Source organism: Oribacterium sp. WCC10, from assembly GCF_900113415.1.
Lineage (GTDB): Bacteria > Bacillota > Clostridia > Lachnospirales > Lachnospiraceae > Oribacterium.
Genome location: NZ_FOPH01000001.1, coordinates 292,686 through 311,091, shown reverse-complemented (window position 1 = coordinate 311,091; position 18,406 = coordinate 292,686). Strand labels below are relative to the sequence as shown.

General features: G+C 43.5%; 16 protein-coding genes. All 16 read left to right on the top strand.

Features of this window, described 5'->3' with window-relative positions:
* Window positions 1-86 precede the first annotated feature (86 nt).
* Window positions 87-833: a 30S ribosomal protein S2 gene (gene rpsB / locus BM294_RS01185; protein WP_091204083.1), complete on the top strand. Its 747-nt coding sequence runs from the start codon at window positions 87-89 to the stop codon at window positions 831-833.
* Window positions 834-1,073: 240 nt separating this feature from the next.
* On the top strand, window positions 1,074-2,018 hold the full coding sequence (gene tsf, locus BM294_RS01180; RefSeq protein ID WP_091204082.1) for a translation elongation factor Ts: 945 nt from the start codon (window positions 1,074-1,076) through the stop codon (window positions 2,016-2,018).
* A 172-nt stretch (window positions 2,019-2,190) separates the two neighbouring features.
* The gene (locus BM294_RS01175; protein WP_242944376.1) at window positions 2,191-2,604 is read left to right on the top strand and encodes an acylphosphatase; all 414 of its coding nucleotides are present in this window, start codon (window positions 2,191-2,193) and stop codon (window positions 2,602-2,604) included.
* 9 nt (window positions 2,605-2,613) lie between these two features.
* Window positions 2,614-3,390, top strand: a complete 777-nt coding sequence (gene truA, locus BM294_RS01170) for a tRNA pseudouridine(38-40) synthase TruA (protein ID WP_091204080.1) — start codon at window positions 2,614-2,616, stop codon at window positions 3,388-3,390.
* A gap of 75 nt (window positions 3,391-3,465) precedes the next feature.
* Window positions 3,466-4,833, top strand: a complete 1,368-nt coding sequence (locus BM294_RS01165; protein WP_091204078.1) for a L,D-transpeptidase family protein — start codon at window positions 3,466-3,468, stop codon at window positions 4,831-4,833.
* Window positions 4,834-5,144: 311 nt separating this feature from the next.
* Complete coding sequence (locus tag BM294_RS01160) at window positions 5,145-5,954, top strand: L,D-transpeptidase family protein (RefSeq protein WP_242944375.1); 810 nt, start codon at window positions 5,145-5,147, stop codon at window positions 5,952-5,954.
* Window positions 5,955-5,992: 38 nt separating this feature from the next.
* The gene (locus BM294_RS01155; protein WP_091204077.1) at window positions 5,993-7,927 is read left to right on the top strand and encodes an EAL domain-containing protein; all 1,935 of its coding nucleotides are present in this window, start codon (window positions 5,993-5,995) and stop codon (window positions 7,925-7,927) included.
* A complete protein-coding gene (locus BM294_RS01150) occupies window positions 7,911-8,777 on the top strand; it encodes a patatin-like phospholipase family protein (RefSeq protein ID WP_091204075.1) in 867 nt (288 codons plus the stop codon). Before BM294_RS01155 ends, BM294_RS01150 begins: the two co-directional genes overlap by 17 nt.
* Complete coding sequence (locus tag BM294_RS01145; RefSeq protein ID WP_091204071.1) at window positions 8,777-9,772, top strand: tRNA dihydrouridine synthase; 996 nt, start codon at window positions 8,777-8,779, stop codon at window positions 9,770-9,772. Before BM294_RS01150 ends, BM294_RS01145 begins: the two co-directional genes overlap by 1 nt.
* Complete coding sequence (fliB, locus tag BM294_RS01140; RefSeq protein ID WP_091204070.1) at window positions 9,769-10,782, top strand: flagellin lysine-N-methylase; 1,014 nt, start codon at window positions 9,769-9,771, stop codon at window positions 10,780-10,782. Before BM294_RS01145 ends, fliB begins: the two co-directional genes overlap by 4 nt.
* 21 nt (window positions 10,783-10,803) lie before the next feature.
* Complete coding sequence (locus BM294_RS01135; protein WP_091204069.1) at window positions 10,804-11,412, top strand: DUF4367 domain-containing protein; 609 nt, start codon at window positions 10,804-10,806, stop codon at window positions 11,410-11,412.
* Between the two features lie 7 nt (window positions 11,413-11,419).
* Window positions 11,420-12,550, top strand: a complete 1,131-nt coding sequence (gene rsmH, locus BM294_RS01130) for a 16S rRNA (cytosine(1402)-N(4))-methyltransferase RsmH (RefSeq protein ID WP_091204067.1) — start codon at window positions 11,420-11,422, stop codon at window positions 12,548-12,550.
* 157 nt (window positions 12,551-12,707) lie between these two features.
* Window positions 12,708-14,090 carry an MATE family efflux transporter gene (locus BM294_RS01125; RefSeq protein ID WP_091204064.1) on the top strand — a complete coding sequence of 461 codons (1,383 nt, stop codon included), beginning with the start codon at window positions 12,708-12,710 and terminating at the stop codon, window positions 14,088-14,090.
* Between the two features lie 283 nt (window positions 14,091-14,373).
* Window positions 14,374-15,858, top strand: coding sequence for a DUF1846 domain-containing protein (locus BM294_RS01120; RefSeq protein ID WP_091204062.1), 1,485 nt, complete (start codon window positions 14,374-14,376; stop codon window positions 15,856-15,858).
* A gap of 481 nt (window positions 15,859-16,339) precedes the next feature.
* A complete protein-coding gene (locus tag BM294_RS01115) occupies window positions 16,340-17,257 on the top strand; it encodes an ABC transporter permease (protein ID WP_091204060.1) in 918 nt (305 codons plus the stop codon).
* 89 nt (window positions 17,258-17,346) lie between these two features.
* Window positions 17,347-18,402, top strand: coding sequence for an ABC transporter permease (locus BM294_RS01110; RefSeq protein WP_091204058.1), 1,056 nt, complete (start codon window positions 17,347-17,349; stop codon window positions 18,400-18,402).
* Window positions 18,403-18,406 lie beyond the last annotated feature (4 nt).

The window sequence follows — 18,406 nt, the reverse complement described above, 5'->3', positions numbered from 1 at the left end:
AAACCGGGATGGTACCTGATGTTCATCAGGCGAAGCCGGTGAGCACACACGATCAGATGGAAGATTTTAACCAGGAGGTATTTAAAATGAGTGCAATTGGAATGAAGCAGCTCCTTGAGGCTGGCGTACACTTTGGTCATCAGACAAGAAGATGGAACCCTAAGATGGCTCCTTACATCTACACAGAGCGTAATGGTATCCACATCATCGATCTTCAGCAGACAGTTAAGATGGTAGACGATGCTTACAATGCTATGGTTAAGCTTGTACAGGACGGTGGTACTGTTCTTTTCGTTGGTACAAAGAAGCAGGCTCAGGATGCAGTTAAGTCAGAGGCTCTTCGTTGCGGTGAGTTCTACGTAAACGAGAGATGGCTTGGCGGTATGCTTACAAACTTCAAGACAATCCAGACACGTATCGATCGTCTTAAGGAGATCGAGAAGATGGCTGAGGACGGTACATTCGATGTTCTTCCTAAGAAGGAAGTTGCCCTTATCAAGAAGGAGTGGGACAAGCTTGAGGCTAACATCGGTGGTATCAAGGATATGAAGCAGATTCCTGATGCAATCTTCGTTGTTGATCCTAAAAAGGAGAAGATCTGTGTTAAGGAAGCTCGCGCACTTGGCATCACACTTTTCGGTATCGCTGATACAAATGCTGATCCTGAGGAGCTTGATTATGTTATCCCAGGAAACGATGACGCTATCCGCGCTATCAAGCTTATCGTAGGCAAGATGGCTGACGCTGTTATCGAGGCAAAGCAGGGCGAGATGACAGAGGAAGAGGCAGCAGCTGCTACAGCTGGTGACGATTCTGTAGTTGCAGAGGCTTAATTAATGAAAGAATCCCTACGGATTCTTTTGAAGCGCTCAGATTCGCGTAGCTCCCGCGATTGAAAATCGTGGGCAGAATTAAGTAAACAACAAGAACCCAGCATTAGACAATTTCATAGATTGCTAAATGCTGGGTTCTTTATTGTATAAGTCCGGTGTCAATTGCGGGATTATACATAAAACACGTACTACATTCGAAGATTTTTCTTCTATATATTATGAATCCAGGAGGATACAACAATGGCAATTACAGCAGCTCAGGTTAAAGAGTTACGTGACATGACTGGTGCAGGTATGATGGCTTGTAAGAAGGCTCTCGGTGCAACAGATGGAGATATGGACAAGGCAATAGAGTTCCTTAGAGAGCAGGGTCTTGCAGGTGCAGAGAAGAAGGCCGGCAGAATCGCAGCTGAGGGTGTTTCTTTCACAAAGCTTTCTGATGACAAGCACACAGGTGTAGTTGTTGAGGTTAATGCTGAGACTGATTTCGTTGCTAAGAACGAGAAGTTCCAGACATACGTTGCTGATGTAGCAGCTCAGGCTCTTAAGTCTTCAGCAGCTGATATCGACGCTTTCCTTGCTGAGAAGTGGGATCTTGATAACTCAAGAACAGTTGCTGAGCAGCTTTCAGAGGAGATTTCAATCATCGGTGAGAACATGCACATCCGTCGTTTCCAGAAGCTTACAGAGAACGATGGTTTCGTACAGGACTACGTTCACGGCGGCGGACGTATCGGTGTTCTTCTTCAGGTTAAGTCAACAGTTGTTAACGATGCTGTTGTAGAGATGGCAAAGAACATCGCTATGCAGGTTGCAGCTCTTAAGCCAAAGTACACATCACGTAAGGAAGTTGATCAGGCTTATCTTGCAAACGAGACTGAGATTCTTACAGCTGCAGCTAAGAACGAGAAGCCAAACGCTCCTGAGAAGGTTATCGCAGGTATGGTTCAGGGACGTATCAACAAGGAGCTTAAGGAGATCTGTCTCCTTGATCAGACATACGTTAAGGCTGAGGATGGCAAGCAGTCAGTTCAGCAGTATGTTGATTCTGTAGCTAAGGCTGAGAATGCAACTATCGAGGTTGTTACATTCGTTCGTTTCGAGACTGGTGAAGGTCTTGAGAAGAAGAACGAGGATTTCGCTGCAGAGGTTGCTGCACAGCAGGCTGCTGCAAAGAAGGCTTAATCCATTCTTTAAAAAGCATTTATAAAGACTTCGGAGCATGTCTCCGAAGTCTTTTTTTATGAAAAAAACAGTATGTCCTTAAATTTAAAGATGTTCTATAGTTTTTTGTAATTTAATTTATGGTACAATTGTTTTGATGAAAAGTGTGCGCTGCGGAATGAGGTTCCAATGTATGTTGTTTGATTTTTTGAAAAAATATTCAGAACAATTTGATATCACATCCGAAAAATCCGGCATAGGTCCGGACAGCAGTTCCGTAAATAAAGGAGATTCTCAATACAGATCAGATTCTCCCGAAGTCACAGCGCGAAAAACAATGATACGTAAACATTTTATCTTTCACGGCTCGGTACAGGGAGTCGGTTTCAGATACACCTCATATCATTTTGCAGAATCACTCCGGCTTACAGGATGGGTCCGTAATGAATATGACGGGACTGTATCCTGTGAGGTTCAGGGTGATAATGCATCCATAGACGAATTTCTACAAAGACTTAACAATCATCGCTGGATACGGATTGATCACATAGAGTCTGATACTTTAGATATTGATCCGGATGAAAAAAGTTTTCGCATCAGAGGTTGAAAGGAAACAATGAAACACAACTATAAAATGATTTTAAGCTATGATGGATCCCGCTACTTTGGTTGGGAACATCAGCCTAACACGGAGCTAACCATTCAAGGCAAGCTTGAACAGGTATTGACCCGCATGATATATGGAAGTTCCTATACAGCGAAGGATTTTGCCTCCTTCCCTGTCACCGTCATCGGCGCAGGGCGTACTGATGCCGGAGTCCATGCCAGAGCAATGACTGCCAATGTCATACTGGACACTGACAAAACAGAAGAAGAAATTCGTGATTATATGAACAGGTACCTGCCTGACGACATAAGCATTAACGAACTTAAGCTTTGCGGAGATAAGTTCCACAGTCGCTTCAAGGCAACAGGAAAGACCTACAGATACAGCTGTTGGTACAGTGATCAGAAGCCTGTATTTGAAAGAAAATACCTGACGGTTCTTGAACAGCATCCGGATACGGAAGCAATGCGAAAAGCCGCTCAGTATATCATCGGAGAACATGATTTCAAATGTTTCTGTGGCAACTCGCACATGAAGAAGTCCACAGTCCGCAATATTGACAACATAGAAATATCGGAAAACGGTCCATACATAAGATTTTATTATCACGGTACCGGTTTTCTTCAGAATCAGGTGCGCATCATGACCGGTACACTTTTGGAGGTGGGTTTCGGTAAACGCACTCCTGAATCCGTAAAGGATACTATAGAGAGTAAGAACAGACAGACCGCGGGATATACCGCTGAAGCCCAGGGCTTATGTCTGATGAAGGTCGACTACGACTGATTTATCAGTCATGTGATGATTTTTCATTATCACATGCAGTATACATAATATTTACGCACGAGGGGGCAATTAGTAGTGAAAAGCAAAGGCATCGCGATAATATTGGGGGTTACAGCGGGACTTACTGCCGGCTATCTGGCCAGCACGGCTTTTATGATGAATAAGATGATGCCGGGAACCATCATCAATGGAGCAGATTTTTCCATGATTCCCAGAGAAGAACTGAATCAGCGTTTATCAGCATTGGAACAGGAGAATTATTCACTGACAGTTCGTGACATACACGGAAATGACACTGTCATAAACGGTACAGACATTGATCTCAGCGCCGACTATCAGACATCAGATATACGTGTGCAGAATCCGCTTATATATCCGTACTATATGCTGAATCCGGGTACTTATTTCATTGCACCGGCTTCTGTTTCATATGATGAAGACAAGCTTATGGATATCATCAACAACACCATACTGCCACAGGCAGGTTCAACTGTTGTTCCTGAAGACGCTTATCTCACGAACTATATTCCGGGAGTCGGATACGCCATTGCGGAAGAGGTAGACGGAGATACTCCGGACGCAGGAAAGGTATCTCAGGTTATAAAGGATGCCATATCTGAGGGAACTCATTATATTGACCTTACATCTTCCGATTGTTATCTCAAGGCTTCCGTCCGCCGTGACGATACTTCCCTCAACAGTGAGGCCGTATCCCTTAACGACGCACTTTCCGCTTCCATAACCTATGATTTCGGAAATCAGAAGATAACATTAAACTCGGATACATATTATCCGTGGCTCATCACTGAAGAGGACGGCACTGTTACTCTGGACAAAAAGTCAGTAGAAGAATATGTCAGCAGGCTTAAATCCTCAACGGATACAGCCTACACCACAAGAAGCTTCAAAACCGTTTCCGGACGAATGATCAATGTCAAAGGTCCTTACGGCTACAACATCTCAAAGAAAAAAGAAGCTGAACAGCTTGAAGCAGACATACTTTCCGGTACAACTGTAGAACGAGAGCCTGTATACACAACAACCGGAAAAGAAAGATCAGCTCAGGAATACGGAACCACATACATCGAAGTTGATATGTCAAACCAGACTGTTTACTTTGTTCAGGACGGACAGGTCGTATTTACATCAGACTGTGTAACAGGAAATACAAGTTTGGGACGAGGTACTCCAACCGGCCTTTTCAGCATCATGTATAAGGCCAAAAATGTAGTCCTCCGTGGTGCAAACTACGCATCACCCGTTACCTACTGGATGCCTTTCTATAACGGTTGCGGTTTCCATGATGCATCCTGGAGAGGTTCCTTCGGCGGCAATATCTACAGATACAGCGGTTCACACGGCTGCGTCAATATGCCTATTCCGAAGGCCAAGGAGCTTTACGGGCTGGTAGAAGCAGGTATGCCTGTAATTATTTACTACTGATATCAGGACATATAATGTGATGTAAGGGTCAAAAGTACCAAATCACGTGCTTGCACGTTGATTTGAGCCTTTATGACCCGCCCGAACACGAATAACGTAGTCGTTTTGCATAGCAAAAGGACCCAGGTTTGAGTGTTCAGCAGCACATCTGCCTACGATTTTTAATCGAAGGAGCCACGCAACTTTGAGCGATTCAAAGGAATCTGTAAGGATTCCTGCTCATTGCACACGAATGTGTGCGTTGGCGCTAATCAGTGAGTGGCAATACTTTTGACACTCGCATCATAATGTGTTAACTCGAAAGGAATACCATGAATAAATTCAAACATCGTTTACTTGCAGTTTCATTAACAATGGCACTTAGTATCTGTACCGCGTTTTCTGCATTTGCAGAGTTCGGTCCTACAGGTACTTCCGGGGCAACAGCATCTGTAGAAGGTTCAGGTACTTCTGTCAACTCATCAAATGATGCGCTGATACCTGCAGAATCCACCGTAGCTGCCACTTCCGGTAATGCTTCAACCACTGTTGATTCCGTCTCCGATAAGTTAAAAAACACCATGACAGCTCAGCTTACAGACCAGATCATATTGGTGAACGATCATAATCTGACCCTTTGGAACAGACAAACTGACGGAAACTGGAAGAAGGATATGGACGTTTACTGCGGCTACGGAAGAAAAGGTCTGAAGCCTTTCAACGAGAGAAGAGAGGGCGATGAAACAACACCTATCGGATCATTCCCTATACTCCACGCCTTTGGCTTTGGTTCCAATCCGGGAACTGCCATGACATGGCGCGAGATAACAGCCAATTCCTACTGGTCCGGAGAAAAGAGCACCTACAATACATGGGTGGAGAGTTCAACACCTGTAGGAGGCGAACACCTCATCGAATATAACATCTGCTATAAATATGCAATGGCTATAGGTTTTAATATCAATCCAACTGTATATAAGCGCGGTTCTGCCATCTTCCTTCATTGCAAGAATCCGGAGTCCTGGGGATCCGCAGGTTGTGTTTCTGTAGTTGAATCTGATATGATCGAACTTCTTTCAAGATGCCATAACGGCTGCTACATCATGATCGTACCTGATGAAAGCTACATATCAAATTTCTGATTTACTAAGGAAAGATAATTTCAGGAAGGATACGGTAGATGAAATCGAATCTTAATTTTGAAATCACAGCACTTGGGCTGTCCATACTGTTGCTCTTGTCGTATCTACCCAGGAACTATCTGCCACTCAGGAGAAACCGGTACTTTTATATGACCATATCAAGTCATATTTCACTTATTCTGATCAATATAGCAGCATCCATAACAACTGCTTATTACGAAGTGTATCCGGTATGGTTTCTCTATCTGGTTAATATTGTCTTTTTTCTGATGCTGACCATAGAGTATTATCTGTTTTTCAACTACACTATGTCCATCTCAAGACATTCTTTCTTTAAATCGCCTGTCAGACAGGTACTGGTATCGATTCCCATGCTGGTAATGTGTGGAATCGTCATATCCACACCTTTCACCCATATACTGTTCACTCTTGATTCCGTAAATGGATACACAAGACAATGGGCATACTACTACATACTTGTTCCCTATATGTACTGCTATATCATTTTTTCAGCAGTATATCTGTCATATTTCCATCATGATATAGTGACCTCTCAGATGCTTGCGGTTTTAGGTTCTTATGCGCTGATAGTATTGGGAGCATTTCTTCAGGTCTCTGTTTTTCCGGGAACACTTTTGATTAACTATTTCGTTGCTTTCGGACTTCTGATCATTTATATGTCGATGCAGAATCCGGAATACTACATCAGCGGCAAGGCTTCATGTTTTAATTACAGAGCATTTATCGATTTCACAACGGAATATGCGGACTCCTACCATAATTTCTCTATATTAAACTTCCGTGTACATCATTATCAGACCCTTGTCAATGCTTACGGCGATATGACCATCAACAGTCTGTTGAGACAGATTGCTATGATGCTGAAATCCAATTTCAAATCTTCTCTGGACAGGGTTGTCATTTTTTATCTTGATGACGGCATTTTTTCTATTATAAAACGTGGAGATATGAACACCGGAGCATTTATGGAAACCATAAGTTCCCGCTTCGAGCGACCATGGACCACTGCAGTAGGCGATATCCAGCTGGATATCAGTTTTTCATATCTTCCCAAAGAACTTGCCAGCGACAATTCCCACAATCTGCTGGCTGTTGTGCGCAATTCATTGAATTCTGCTGCTTCCATGAGCAAAAACCAGTATGACGTCATAGAAGCTGATATGTTCAAGGCCCAGACAAGAGACAATGACGTACATAAAGCTATCCAGAAGGCACTGGAATATGATTCATTTGAGGTATACTATCAGCCAATTTATGATACAAAAAAGAAAAAGATCATTTCGGCTGAAGCACTTGCCAGACTCTTTGATGACAAGCTCGGCAGCATTCCTCCGGATGAGTTCATCGTAAAAGCGGAACAGGATGGTTCCATCATTCAATTGGGACAACAGATCTACGTGAAAACTCTGCGCTTTATGAAAAATCACAAGGAGCTTTTCAAGGAACTTGAGTATCTGGAGATCAACCTTTCTCCGGTGCAGTGCACTACGCCAAATCTTGCGGAGCAGTTCATCGATCTTGCTTTTGATAACAGGGTGGATCTTTCAAAAGTCAATCTGGAAATAACCGAAACCGCAACCTATGATATAGCGATTCTGAAAAAACAGATGAAAACTCTCCACAATTTGGGAGTCCGCTTTTCACTTGATGATTACGGAACGGGCTTTTCAAATCTTACCATGATACTTCAGCTGCCTCTCAGTACCATCAAGATAGACAAGAGTCTGGTATGGGCATATTTCGACGGCTCAAACTACATGCTCCGAAGTATAGTAAAGATGTTCAAGGATCAAAATCTCAAAATCATATGCGAAGGTATCGAAACCAAAGAGATGGTTGATACCCTGACAGAGATAGGCGTTGATTATCTTCAGGGATATTACTTTTCAAAGCCCATACCTGAAGACCAGTTTATAGACTACGTAAAGGAATTCAATGAACGAAAAAACTAAAAAAACCGGATTAGTATGCGAAGGCGGCGCAATGCGCGGCCTTTTCACAGCAGGAGTGCTGGATGTATTTCTTGAAAATGATATTAGCTTTGATGGAATGGTAGGCGTGTCCGCCGGTGCAACATTCGGATGTAACTATAAATCCAGACAGATCGGAAGAACCATACGCTACAGTCTTCAGTTTGCCAATGACAAACGATTCGGAAGCTTTGAGTCTCTGATAAAAACAGGTGACCTATTTGATGTGGAGTTCTGTTACCATACACTCCCCAATGAGATATTCCCCTTTGACTGGGATACTTTCCTTGACAATCCTATGAAGTTTTATCTTGTGGCAACAGATGTCAAAACAGGAAAACCGGTATATCATGAAATCAAAGACCGGGGAGATAATGAGCTTGAATGGATGAGAGCAAGTGCCTCCATGCCTCTCGTATCAAAGCCTGTTCATGTAGACGGATATGAGCTTCTGGACGGAGGTATATCCAACTCCATCCCCCTTGAGTTCTTTGAACACATAGGCTACAACAGAAATGTTGTCATTCTGACTCAGGATTCCGATTACAGAAAACCTGCAATGAAAGGACTTCCTGCTGCCAAACTTCTTCTAAAAAAACAACCGGCCATCTATACAGCGATGGAACAACGTCATATAATGTACAATGCTCAGTTGGACTATATCAATAAGCGTGAACAGAGCGGGGAGATCTTCGTTATCCGTCCGCCCAAACCACTTGATATAAAGCGAACAGAGCATGATACAGATGAACTGGAACGGGTATATAAGCTCGGCAGATCCACTGCCACAGAAGCTCTTTCCGATATAAAAGATTTTTTGAATAAACCATAATGAGATTTTATTTTGCACCTATGGAAGGCATTACCGGATATCCATTCCGTAATGCCTTCCAACAATGTTTTCCGGGGATAGATCGTTTCTATACCCCGTTTTTATCGGCCAACGATACTTTTTCATTTACAACAAGAGAAATCCGGGACACTGATCCTGAACTAAACAAAGTTCCGGAGCTTGTTCCACAGATCATAACAAATAATGCCGAGATGTTCGTATGGGCCATAGAAGAGATGGTCAGACTTGGTTACAGGGAAGTAAACCTTAATCTCGGATGTCCTTCCGGAACAGTGGTTGCCAAAGGCAAGGGTTCAGGCATGCTGAGATCTACGGAAAGACTTGATGAATTTCTGGAAAATACATTTGAGTTTCTTGAACGACGCGGCATATCATATGATCCTTGCGGTAAAGCAGATGTAGATAAACCCCATGTAAATATTTCCGTAAAAACAAGAATCGGTATACATGATGCAACCGAAGCCGAGTATCTCATACCGGTTTACAACCGTTATCCTTTAAATGATGTCATCATTCACAGCAGAGTACAGAAAGAGTTTTATCGCGGAGAAATACACTATGATGTATTTCGTGAGTTCATTGAGTCATGCAAACATCATCTTGTATATAATGGAGATATATTTACAAAGGCGGATTTCGAAAAGGTTACCGGGCTATTCCCGGAGATTGATACTTTCATGCTGGGGCGCGGACTTCTCATCAATCCTTCACTTCTAAGAGAGATAAACGGTGGTGCCGGTGCCACACTTGATGAACTTAAGCATTTCCATGAAGTTCTTATAGAGAACTATCGTCCGGAGATGGGCAGTGACCGTAATCTTCTGTATAAGGTCAAGGAGTACTGGAGCTGGCTCAGCAGATCTTTTTCCGGATCAGAAAAGTATATGAAGGAAATCCACAAGGCGAAAACATTACCCGAATATAAATCCGCAGTTCGCAATCTTATGGCAAACTGCAAACTGGAGATACAATGATCATAGAATACCCTGAATACTACGAACGTTTCCGATGCATCGGCGGTGAATGTCCCGATACATGCTGTGCCGGTTGGGAAGTAGACGTAGACGATGACTCGGTTCAATACTATAAATCCGTAGAAGGTCCTTTCGGCGACAGATTGAGAAAACATATATGTGAGGAAAACGGGGACAGCTTTTTTCCCTTGACTGAAAAAAGACGCTGTCCCTTCCTTAATAACAAAAACCTCTGCGACATTTACATTAACATAGGCGAAGAGAGCCTTTGCCAGACCTGTACAGAGTACCCCAGATACTTCATGGACATCGGTAATTATGAACAGATGGACATGAGTTTGAGCTGTATGGAACTTGGCAGGATTTTTTACACAGAATGCGATAAGATAAATTACTTAAGAGCAGAGAATGATGTCCCTGGCGAGGCATTATCTGAAGAAGAACAGGGAACACTTATAGAAGTTCTGGCACTCAGAAACCGGTGTATAGAGATGATGCAGGATTCTCCGGCTTCTTTCCATGAAAAGATGGAAGTCCTGAGAGGGATGATAGCTGAAGCCCAGGGGATGACTCCCGGGGAAAAGGACAGTGAAAGAACATTTCTAAAGGAAGATTACAGAGATCTCGTTTCACTGCTCGAAACCATGGATTCCATCAATGACGAGTGGTCCGGGAAATTATCCGTTTACAGAGCACTTGCTGACGATCCTTCACAGCTTGAAAAGCTTGATGTTTTCTTTACCGACAATGCTTCACTGCTCAACACATGGATGTCAAAGACAGCAGTATACTTTATATTCCGCTATCTTATTGACACATGCATCGACGGCGATATAGAATACGAACTTTGTCTCATACACAGGAGCCTGAAACTGATATATTTCATGCTTTTTGCCGAATGGCTTAAGAAAGGGAACATTGGCGTCAATGATATGATCTATGTTTCCCATCTGTATTCAAAAGAAGTGGAACATGACGACAGCAATGTGGCTAAGATAAAGAACCTGTGATGTTCCCGAAAGGACTTTTATATGTATCGTTATATCAAAAAATACCTGTATATCGTCCTCATCACTATGGCGATGCCTTTCATAGTCTCATGCGGTGCCAGAAAACAGCCTAAGGAAACTGTCTCTGCCGAGGAACTCAGTCAGGATATCATCACCGGTATTGCGGAAGGTTTCAAAAACGGTGAAATAGATGTGACTTCCAGAGAGAGAAAGCTGATCTCAAATCTCATAGATTATGTGGTTTCAAATCCGGAATCCTCACTTATCACACTTAAAGAAGCTGCACAAAGAGCCGGTTTCAATGCTGTCTTCCCCGATGATATCTCAGGTGCAAAGCCGTACTTCACCGCCATATCCGGTATACTTGAGGCTTCCTACGTTACAGATGACGGTAATGAGATCATCATACGAAAGAGTGAAGATAAGGATGCCCCGGAAATGGAGCTTCCCGAAGGTATAAACGGCATCAAAGTCACAAAGAATATAGACGGTAAAGAAGTAAGCCTCATTTCAGAGGATGACAAAATATACACTGTCAGCTGGGAGAATGCTGAAAAAGCCTACTCCATAATTTCAGAGAACGGCATTGACGAAGATACTCTTAAATCAATCATTAAAGAGGTAAAATAAAGTTTCCATGACAGACAAGAACACAGAAAAAGACATTAATATAATTGCTGATCCGACTTCCGTAAACACCACAGCTTCGTCAGAATCAGGCACCGGAGATGCTCCCGTACATCGCCGCCGCAAACGATACAGCGGCAAGTATCCCCGTAAATTCGAGGAAAAGTATAAGGAACATCAGCCGGAAAAATACAAGGAAGATATTGATAAGATCATCCAGAAGGGCAAGACCCCTGCCGGCATGCATATCCCGATCATGGTAAATGAAATCCTTGAAGTCCTTAACATTAAACCCGGAGAAGTGGGTATGGATGCAACTCTCGGCTATGGCGGACATACCGAAAAGATGCTCGAGAAGCTCCGGGGCAGCGGTCATCTCTACGCTACAGACGTTGATCCCATAGAGTCTGTGAAGACAGAGAAGAGACTTCGTGACAAGGGCTACGGAGAAGACATTTTCACTATCAAGCGTACCAACTTCAGAAATGTAGAGACCGTCGCGGATAATGGCGACAAGTTTGATTTTGTACTTGCCGATCTCGGAGTATCCTCCATGCAGATCGATAATCCCGAACGCGGCTTCAGTTATAAGACTGATGGGCCTCTGGATCTCCGCCTGAATCCGGAAAGCGGAGAAAGTGCGGCAGAGCGTCTCAGAAGCTTAAGCTACGACGAGATAGTCCATATATTTATAGAGAATTCGGATGAACCCTATGCGGAAAAGATCGCAAAGGAGATTATCCGCGCCTACCATAAAGGCGAACATATAGAAACAACCAGCGAATTGCGTAACATTGTAAAGAAAGCTCTCGGTTTTCTACCCGAAAAAGAACAGTCCGATGCGGTAAAGAAGTCCTGCAAGAGAGTATTTCAGGCTTTGCGTATAGAAGTAAACAGCGAATTTGAAGTACTTTATGATTTCCTGAACAAGGTTCCCGACTGCATGAATCCGGGCGGCAGAATCGCAGTTCTGACTTTCCACAGCGGTGAAGACCGGCTTGTAAAGCAGTTCTTTAAGGAAATGAAACGCGCAGGAATATACAGTGATATCTCCCGGGAAGTTATACGTCCGGGAAAAGAAGAGTGCTTTATCAATCCACGCGCTCACTCTACGAAATTACGCTGGGCCATCAAAGCATAGAAAGCAACAATAATGTGTTATTGAGCATCTGCGTCTATACCTTGTAGACCGTTACAGTATCTTTAATACTTACTGAGTGTATACGGTATTCCATGTTTATCATTGCTTTCTATCCATAAACATTACATCCAAGCAGAAAGTAAAGACAGGCAGGCGTATGAAGAATAAATTAAATACAAAAAACAATTCTGTTTCAAGTACCTCTTCCCAGAATTCCATAACAGAAGGCGTAATGTGGCGTTCACTTATCCTTTATGTCATTCCTCTTATCATGGGCACCTTCTTTCAGCAGCTCTACAATACTGTAGACGCGGTTGTAGTGGGAAGATTCGTGGGTAAGGAGGCATTATCCGCAGTAGGCGGAACCTCCGCCATGCTCATCAATGTCTTCGTAGGATTTTTCGTCGGTATCTCTTCAGGTGCCGGGGTTGTTGTCGCCCAGTATTTCGGCGCGGAACATCCTGAGGAAGTCAGGATCACTGTACACACATCCCTGATGCTGTCCATAGTAAGCGGTGCCATCCTCACTCTTGTCGGCTTCTTTATGATGCCGGTGTTTACAGTATGGATGAAGACCCCTGAGGACGTCCTGGATCTTACCGTAAACTATCTCAGAATCTATGCTCTCGGCATGATTCCGAATCTCATATATAACATGGGTTCCGGCATACTTCGTGCCATAGGCGACTCCAAACGTCCGCTTTACTTCCTTATCGTTTCCTGCATCACCAACATCATACTTGATGTTCTTTTCGTACTGGTGCTTCACATGGGAGTAGCAGGAGTAGCCATCGCAACAGTGCTTTGCCAGCTTGTAAGTGCCATTCTCGTTATCAGAGCACTTACATCCACAAAAGAGTGCTACCGTTTTATACCGAAAGAACTTAAGTTCACACAGAAGCAGCTATTCCGCATTCTTTCCATCGGAGTTCCCGCAGGCATACAATCGCTTATGTATTCATTGTCCAATGTCTTTATCCAGACAGCCATCAATGAATTCGGAACAGATGCCGTAGCCGCATGGGCATCCTTTGCGAAGATCGATGCACTTTACTGGATGGCCTCCAGTTCCTTCGGAATAGGTGTAACCACCTTCGTTGGTCAGAACTATGGGGCAAGGCTCTACAAAAGAGTAAGGAGCTGTGTCCGTCAAAGCGCAGTGATCATGGGTATCATAACCATTTTCTTCTCGGTTATTTACTATAATTACGGGGATCTGGCCTTTGCGCTTTTCACTGACGATCCAAATGTCATGCAGATCGGCAGGGTAATGATAAGATATCTTTCACCATTCTACATTACATATACTGCCATTGAGCTTTTCTCCGGATCTCTCCGAGGAATGGGCGACAGTCTGCGTCCTATGTTCATATCCGTACTGGGTGTCTGTGTCCTTCGTATAGGCTGGATTATGTTTGCGGTTCCTGTATGGCACCGGATCGAAACCATTGAGGCAAGTTATCCGCTTACTTGGATAACTACATCGATAATGTTTTTGATATATTATTTCTGGTATGTAAGGAAGCATCACATATATTGACAGAGTATACGACAGTACTCCGGCATCAGTGTATCCTCGATTCAAATAAGGAAATACAGGGATTAACTTCGTAATTCAGCATTTCCCTATATTTCACACCAATCAATTTTGCAAAAGATTTTTAATCCTGCTTCAAAAACCGTCGTTGACATCTGATTTATCTAAAACTATAATTTCAAAGATTGTAAAAGAGGACAATGTAATATTTGGACATTGTCCTCTTATTTTTAAGAAATCCTTTCATATAGCAATTTGTTTTCATTTCATTTTCAGGGAGTTAAAAATGTTTAAAAAAGGTTTTGACAATGACAAGTATCTGAAGATGCAGTCTGAGCATATCAGAGAGCGTATTTCAAAGTTCGGCGGCAAGCTGTACCTCGAGTTCGGTGGCAAGCTTTTCGACGACTACCATGCATCCCGTGTTCTTCCGGGTTTCCATCCCGACAGTAAGATCCGCATGCTCACTCAGTTGAAAGAGGATGTAGAGATCGTTGTCGTTATCAATGCCGGCGATATAGAAAAGAACAAGGTCAGAGGCGATCTGGGCATCACTTATGATATGGATGTTCTCCGTCTCATCGACGCTTTCAGAAGCTACGGGCTTTTCGTTGGTTCTGTAGTACTTACCAGATTTGACGGTCAGGAAAGTGCTATTGCTTACCAGAAGAAGCTTGAGAGCCTTGGTGTAAAGGTATACAGACATTATCCTATTCAGGGTTATCCGGGAAATCTCCCTCTTATCATTTCAGATGACGGATTCGGAAAGAATGATTACATCCAGACAACTCACTCCCTGGTTGTTGTTACAGCTCCCGGTCCCGGTTCAGGAAAGATGGCGGTATGTCTTTCACAGCTTTATCAGGAGAATAAGCACGGTGTCAAGGCAGGATATGCCAAGTTCGAGACATTCCCTATCTGGAATATTCCTCTCAAGCACCCTGTCAACCTTGCCTATGAGGCAGCGACTGCTGATTTAAATGACGTTAACATGATCGATCCTTACCACCTTGAGGCTTACGGCAAGACCACAGTTAACTATAACCGTGACGTTGAGGTATTCCCTGTCCTTAACGCTATGTTCCAGCGTATTTACGGCGAGTCTCCGTACAAGTCACCTACAGACATGGGTGTAAACATGGCGGGCTACGGCATCGTTGACGATGATAACTGCTGCTATGCATCACGTCAGGAAATCATCCGCCGTTACTACACAGCGCTTTGTGATGTTCGTAAGGGTGACGGTTCACAACAGGTAGTAGATAAACTTCAGCTTCTCATGGAGCAGGCCGGTATCTCTACGGATGACAGACCTGCGGTTGCCGCTGCCAAGCAAAAGGCAGAGCTCACAGGCGAGCCTGCAGCAGCCATCGAGCTTTCCGACGGAACCATCGTAACCGGAAAGACCTCCACACTTCTCGGAGCATGTTCAGCTATGCTTCTGAATGCTCTTAAGGTGATGGCAGGAATCGATGATTCTGTAAATCTCATTTCAAGAGAGATCATCGAGCCTATACAGCACTTGAAGACCGAACATCTCGGCAATCGTAACCCGAGACTTCATACTGATGAGATTCTTGTAGCTCTCACCATCTGCGCCACAACAGATGACAATGCAGAGCGCGCTATGCAGCAGCTCGAGAAACTTAAGGGCTGTGAGGTACACAGTTCTGTTATCCTTTCAGAGGTTGATTCACGTACTTTCAAGAAATTAGGTGTCAATGTCACCTGTGAGCCTCAGTACCAGACCTCAAAACTTTTCCATAACTGATGATGCAAAGAGGCACCGGACCATCATTTCGGTATCCTTTTGTCTATCCATAAACGAATCAAGCTTCGCCGGATGAAACGGCGAAGCTTTTTTATTACATGATGTGAGGGTCAAAAGTCTCAAATCACATGCCGGATTTACAGATGTTCCCAAGGAGTGTCATAAAAATAATCCACAGTAACTTTTACAGATAGTAGCAACATTTCCCCTGAAGATTTTTGATCAGGATACTTATAACCGGCAGGGTATAGCCGAGACATATAATAGTCTTTTTTGTTATACTAATTTTTTATAGATAAATACGAAAATGCTCATTTTTCTTCGTACGCGTACACAAGACAGTTGTATGTCCGCAACGAACAAACAAGTTTAGCAATTTAAAACTAATCCGCTTTAAACCATTAAAATTTTAACTTGAAATAGTGATAACTATAATGTATATTTCACATTACGTCTGTTAATCAAGGAGGTATTTTTAATTATGCCAAAGTACATAGCAAAGAGAGTAGCCATGGCTGTGATAACGGCATTCCTTGTCGCAACTTTAACCTTCTGTATTATGAATCTGGTACCGGGTGGACCATTTCTTGCAGAAAAAGCCGTAACGCCTCAGGCTCAGGCTGCGATGGAAGCAAAGTATGGTCTCGATAAACCGTTGCCACAGCAGTACATCACATATATCAACGGTCTTCTTCACGGAGATTTCGGTTTGTCCTTAAAGAAACGAGGACGTACAGTTGCCGAGATCATCTCAACCAAGTTCCCCGTATCCGCTCGTCTTGGTGCCTGCGCACTTGTTTTTGCAGTCATCATTGGCGTTCCGCTCGGATCAGTCGCAGCATTTAACAGGGGGAAACTTGTAGATAACATACTGGTAGTGCTTTCCACTGCGGGAATAGCCATTCCGTCATTCCTTTCATCAACACTCCTTATGTATGTTTTCACCACGAAGCTTAAACTGCTTCCGTCTTTGGGACTTACAACTCCGGCAAGCTATATCATGCCGGTTACGGCACTTGCACTTTACCCGACATTTTACATTGCACGTCTTATGCGTTCCTCCATGCTTGATGTCATGGGTCAGGACTACATGAAGACAGCAAGAGCAAAGGGTGTCAGCACAGTACTTATCATTTTCAAACATGCTATGCGTAATGCGATCCTGCCGGTAGTTACATACCTTGGACCTTTACTTGCATCACTTATGACCGGATCATTCATCATAGAAAAGATCTTCAATATCCCTGGTCTTGGATCTGAATTCGTTGGAGCAATCACTTCACGTGACTATCCCATGATCATGGGAACCACCATATTCCTGGCGGTTTTCGTTATCTGTATGAATGTGATCGTAGATGTCCTTTATGCAGTGATCGATCCACGTATCAAACTTAAGTAATTTCAAGTCCTGTTCCTGAATGATACATATACCGCAAAACGGCATGCTGTTCAGATGGACAGGAAAACAACCGAAAGGAAAGTTCTCATATGTCTGAAAATAAAGCTAAAAACCTATTGAGTCTTCAGCTCAATGTTGACGACTTTGCTCCAGCCTCATCGGAGGAGAAGCAGTCCTTAAATGTGATGCGTGAATCTGTAAGCTTCTTTAGAGACGGCATACAGCGATTCCGCAGAAATAAGATTGCAATGACAGCACTTTCTATTGTGCTCATCATCATGTTTTTCTGTTACATAGTTCCTATGTTTTATCCTTACGGATATGAGGAACAGCTCAAGGGTTCGGAAAGACTTGCCCCTATGGCATTTTCAAAGCTCGAGCAGCAGAAGATTGCTGCCGGCGAAAACATTTTCCCTCATATTCTCGGAACTGATCAGAACGGACGTGACTACATGATCCGTGTTCTCGTAGGCGGAAGAGTTTCCATGACAGTCGGAATCGTTGCATCACTTCTTATCCTTGTGATCGGTTCACTATACGGTGCCATAGCAGGTTACTTCGGCGGAATGGTGGATATGATCATGATGCGTATAGTTGATATCATCTATACAGTGCCTGATGTCCTGATCATCATTCTTCTTGCTCAGACACTTAAGTTCCCGCTGGAGAGTCTCGGTGAAACTCCGGGATTCGGATGGATACAGAAGCTTGGTCCTAATATGATCTCCATGTTCATAGTATTTGCCCTTCTTTACTGGGTAGGTATGGCACGTATAGTCCGTTCACAGATCATGATTCTCAAGCAGTCAGAGTATGTTACAGCCGCCAAGGCTCTCGGTGCTGATGACAAGCGTATCATCGGTAAGCATCTCATCACAAACTGCATAGGAACACTCATTGTTACCACAACACTTCAGATCCCAAGTTCGATCTTTACTGAATCTTTCCTCAGTTTCCTCGGTCTCGGTGTTCAGGCCCCAATGCCTTCACTGGGTTCCCTTGCCAGCGCTGCTCTTAACGGCTTCCAGACTTATCCTGAAAAGCTTTTTGCACCTGCTGCACTTATCTTTATCATCATCCTGAGCTTCAATCTTTTAGGTGACGGTCTTCGCGATGCATTCGATCCTAAGATGAAGCAGAAGTAAGGAG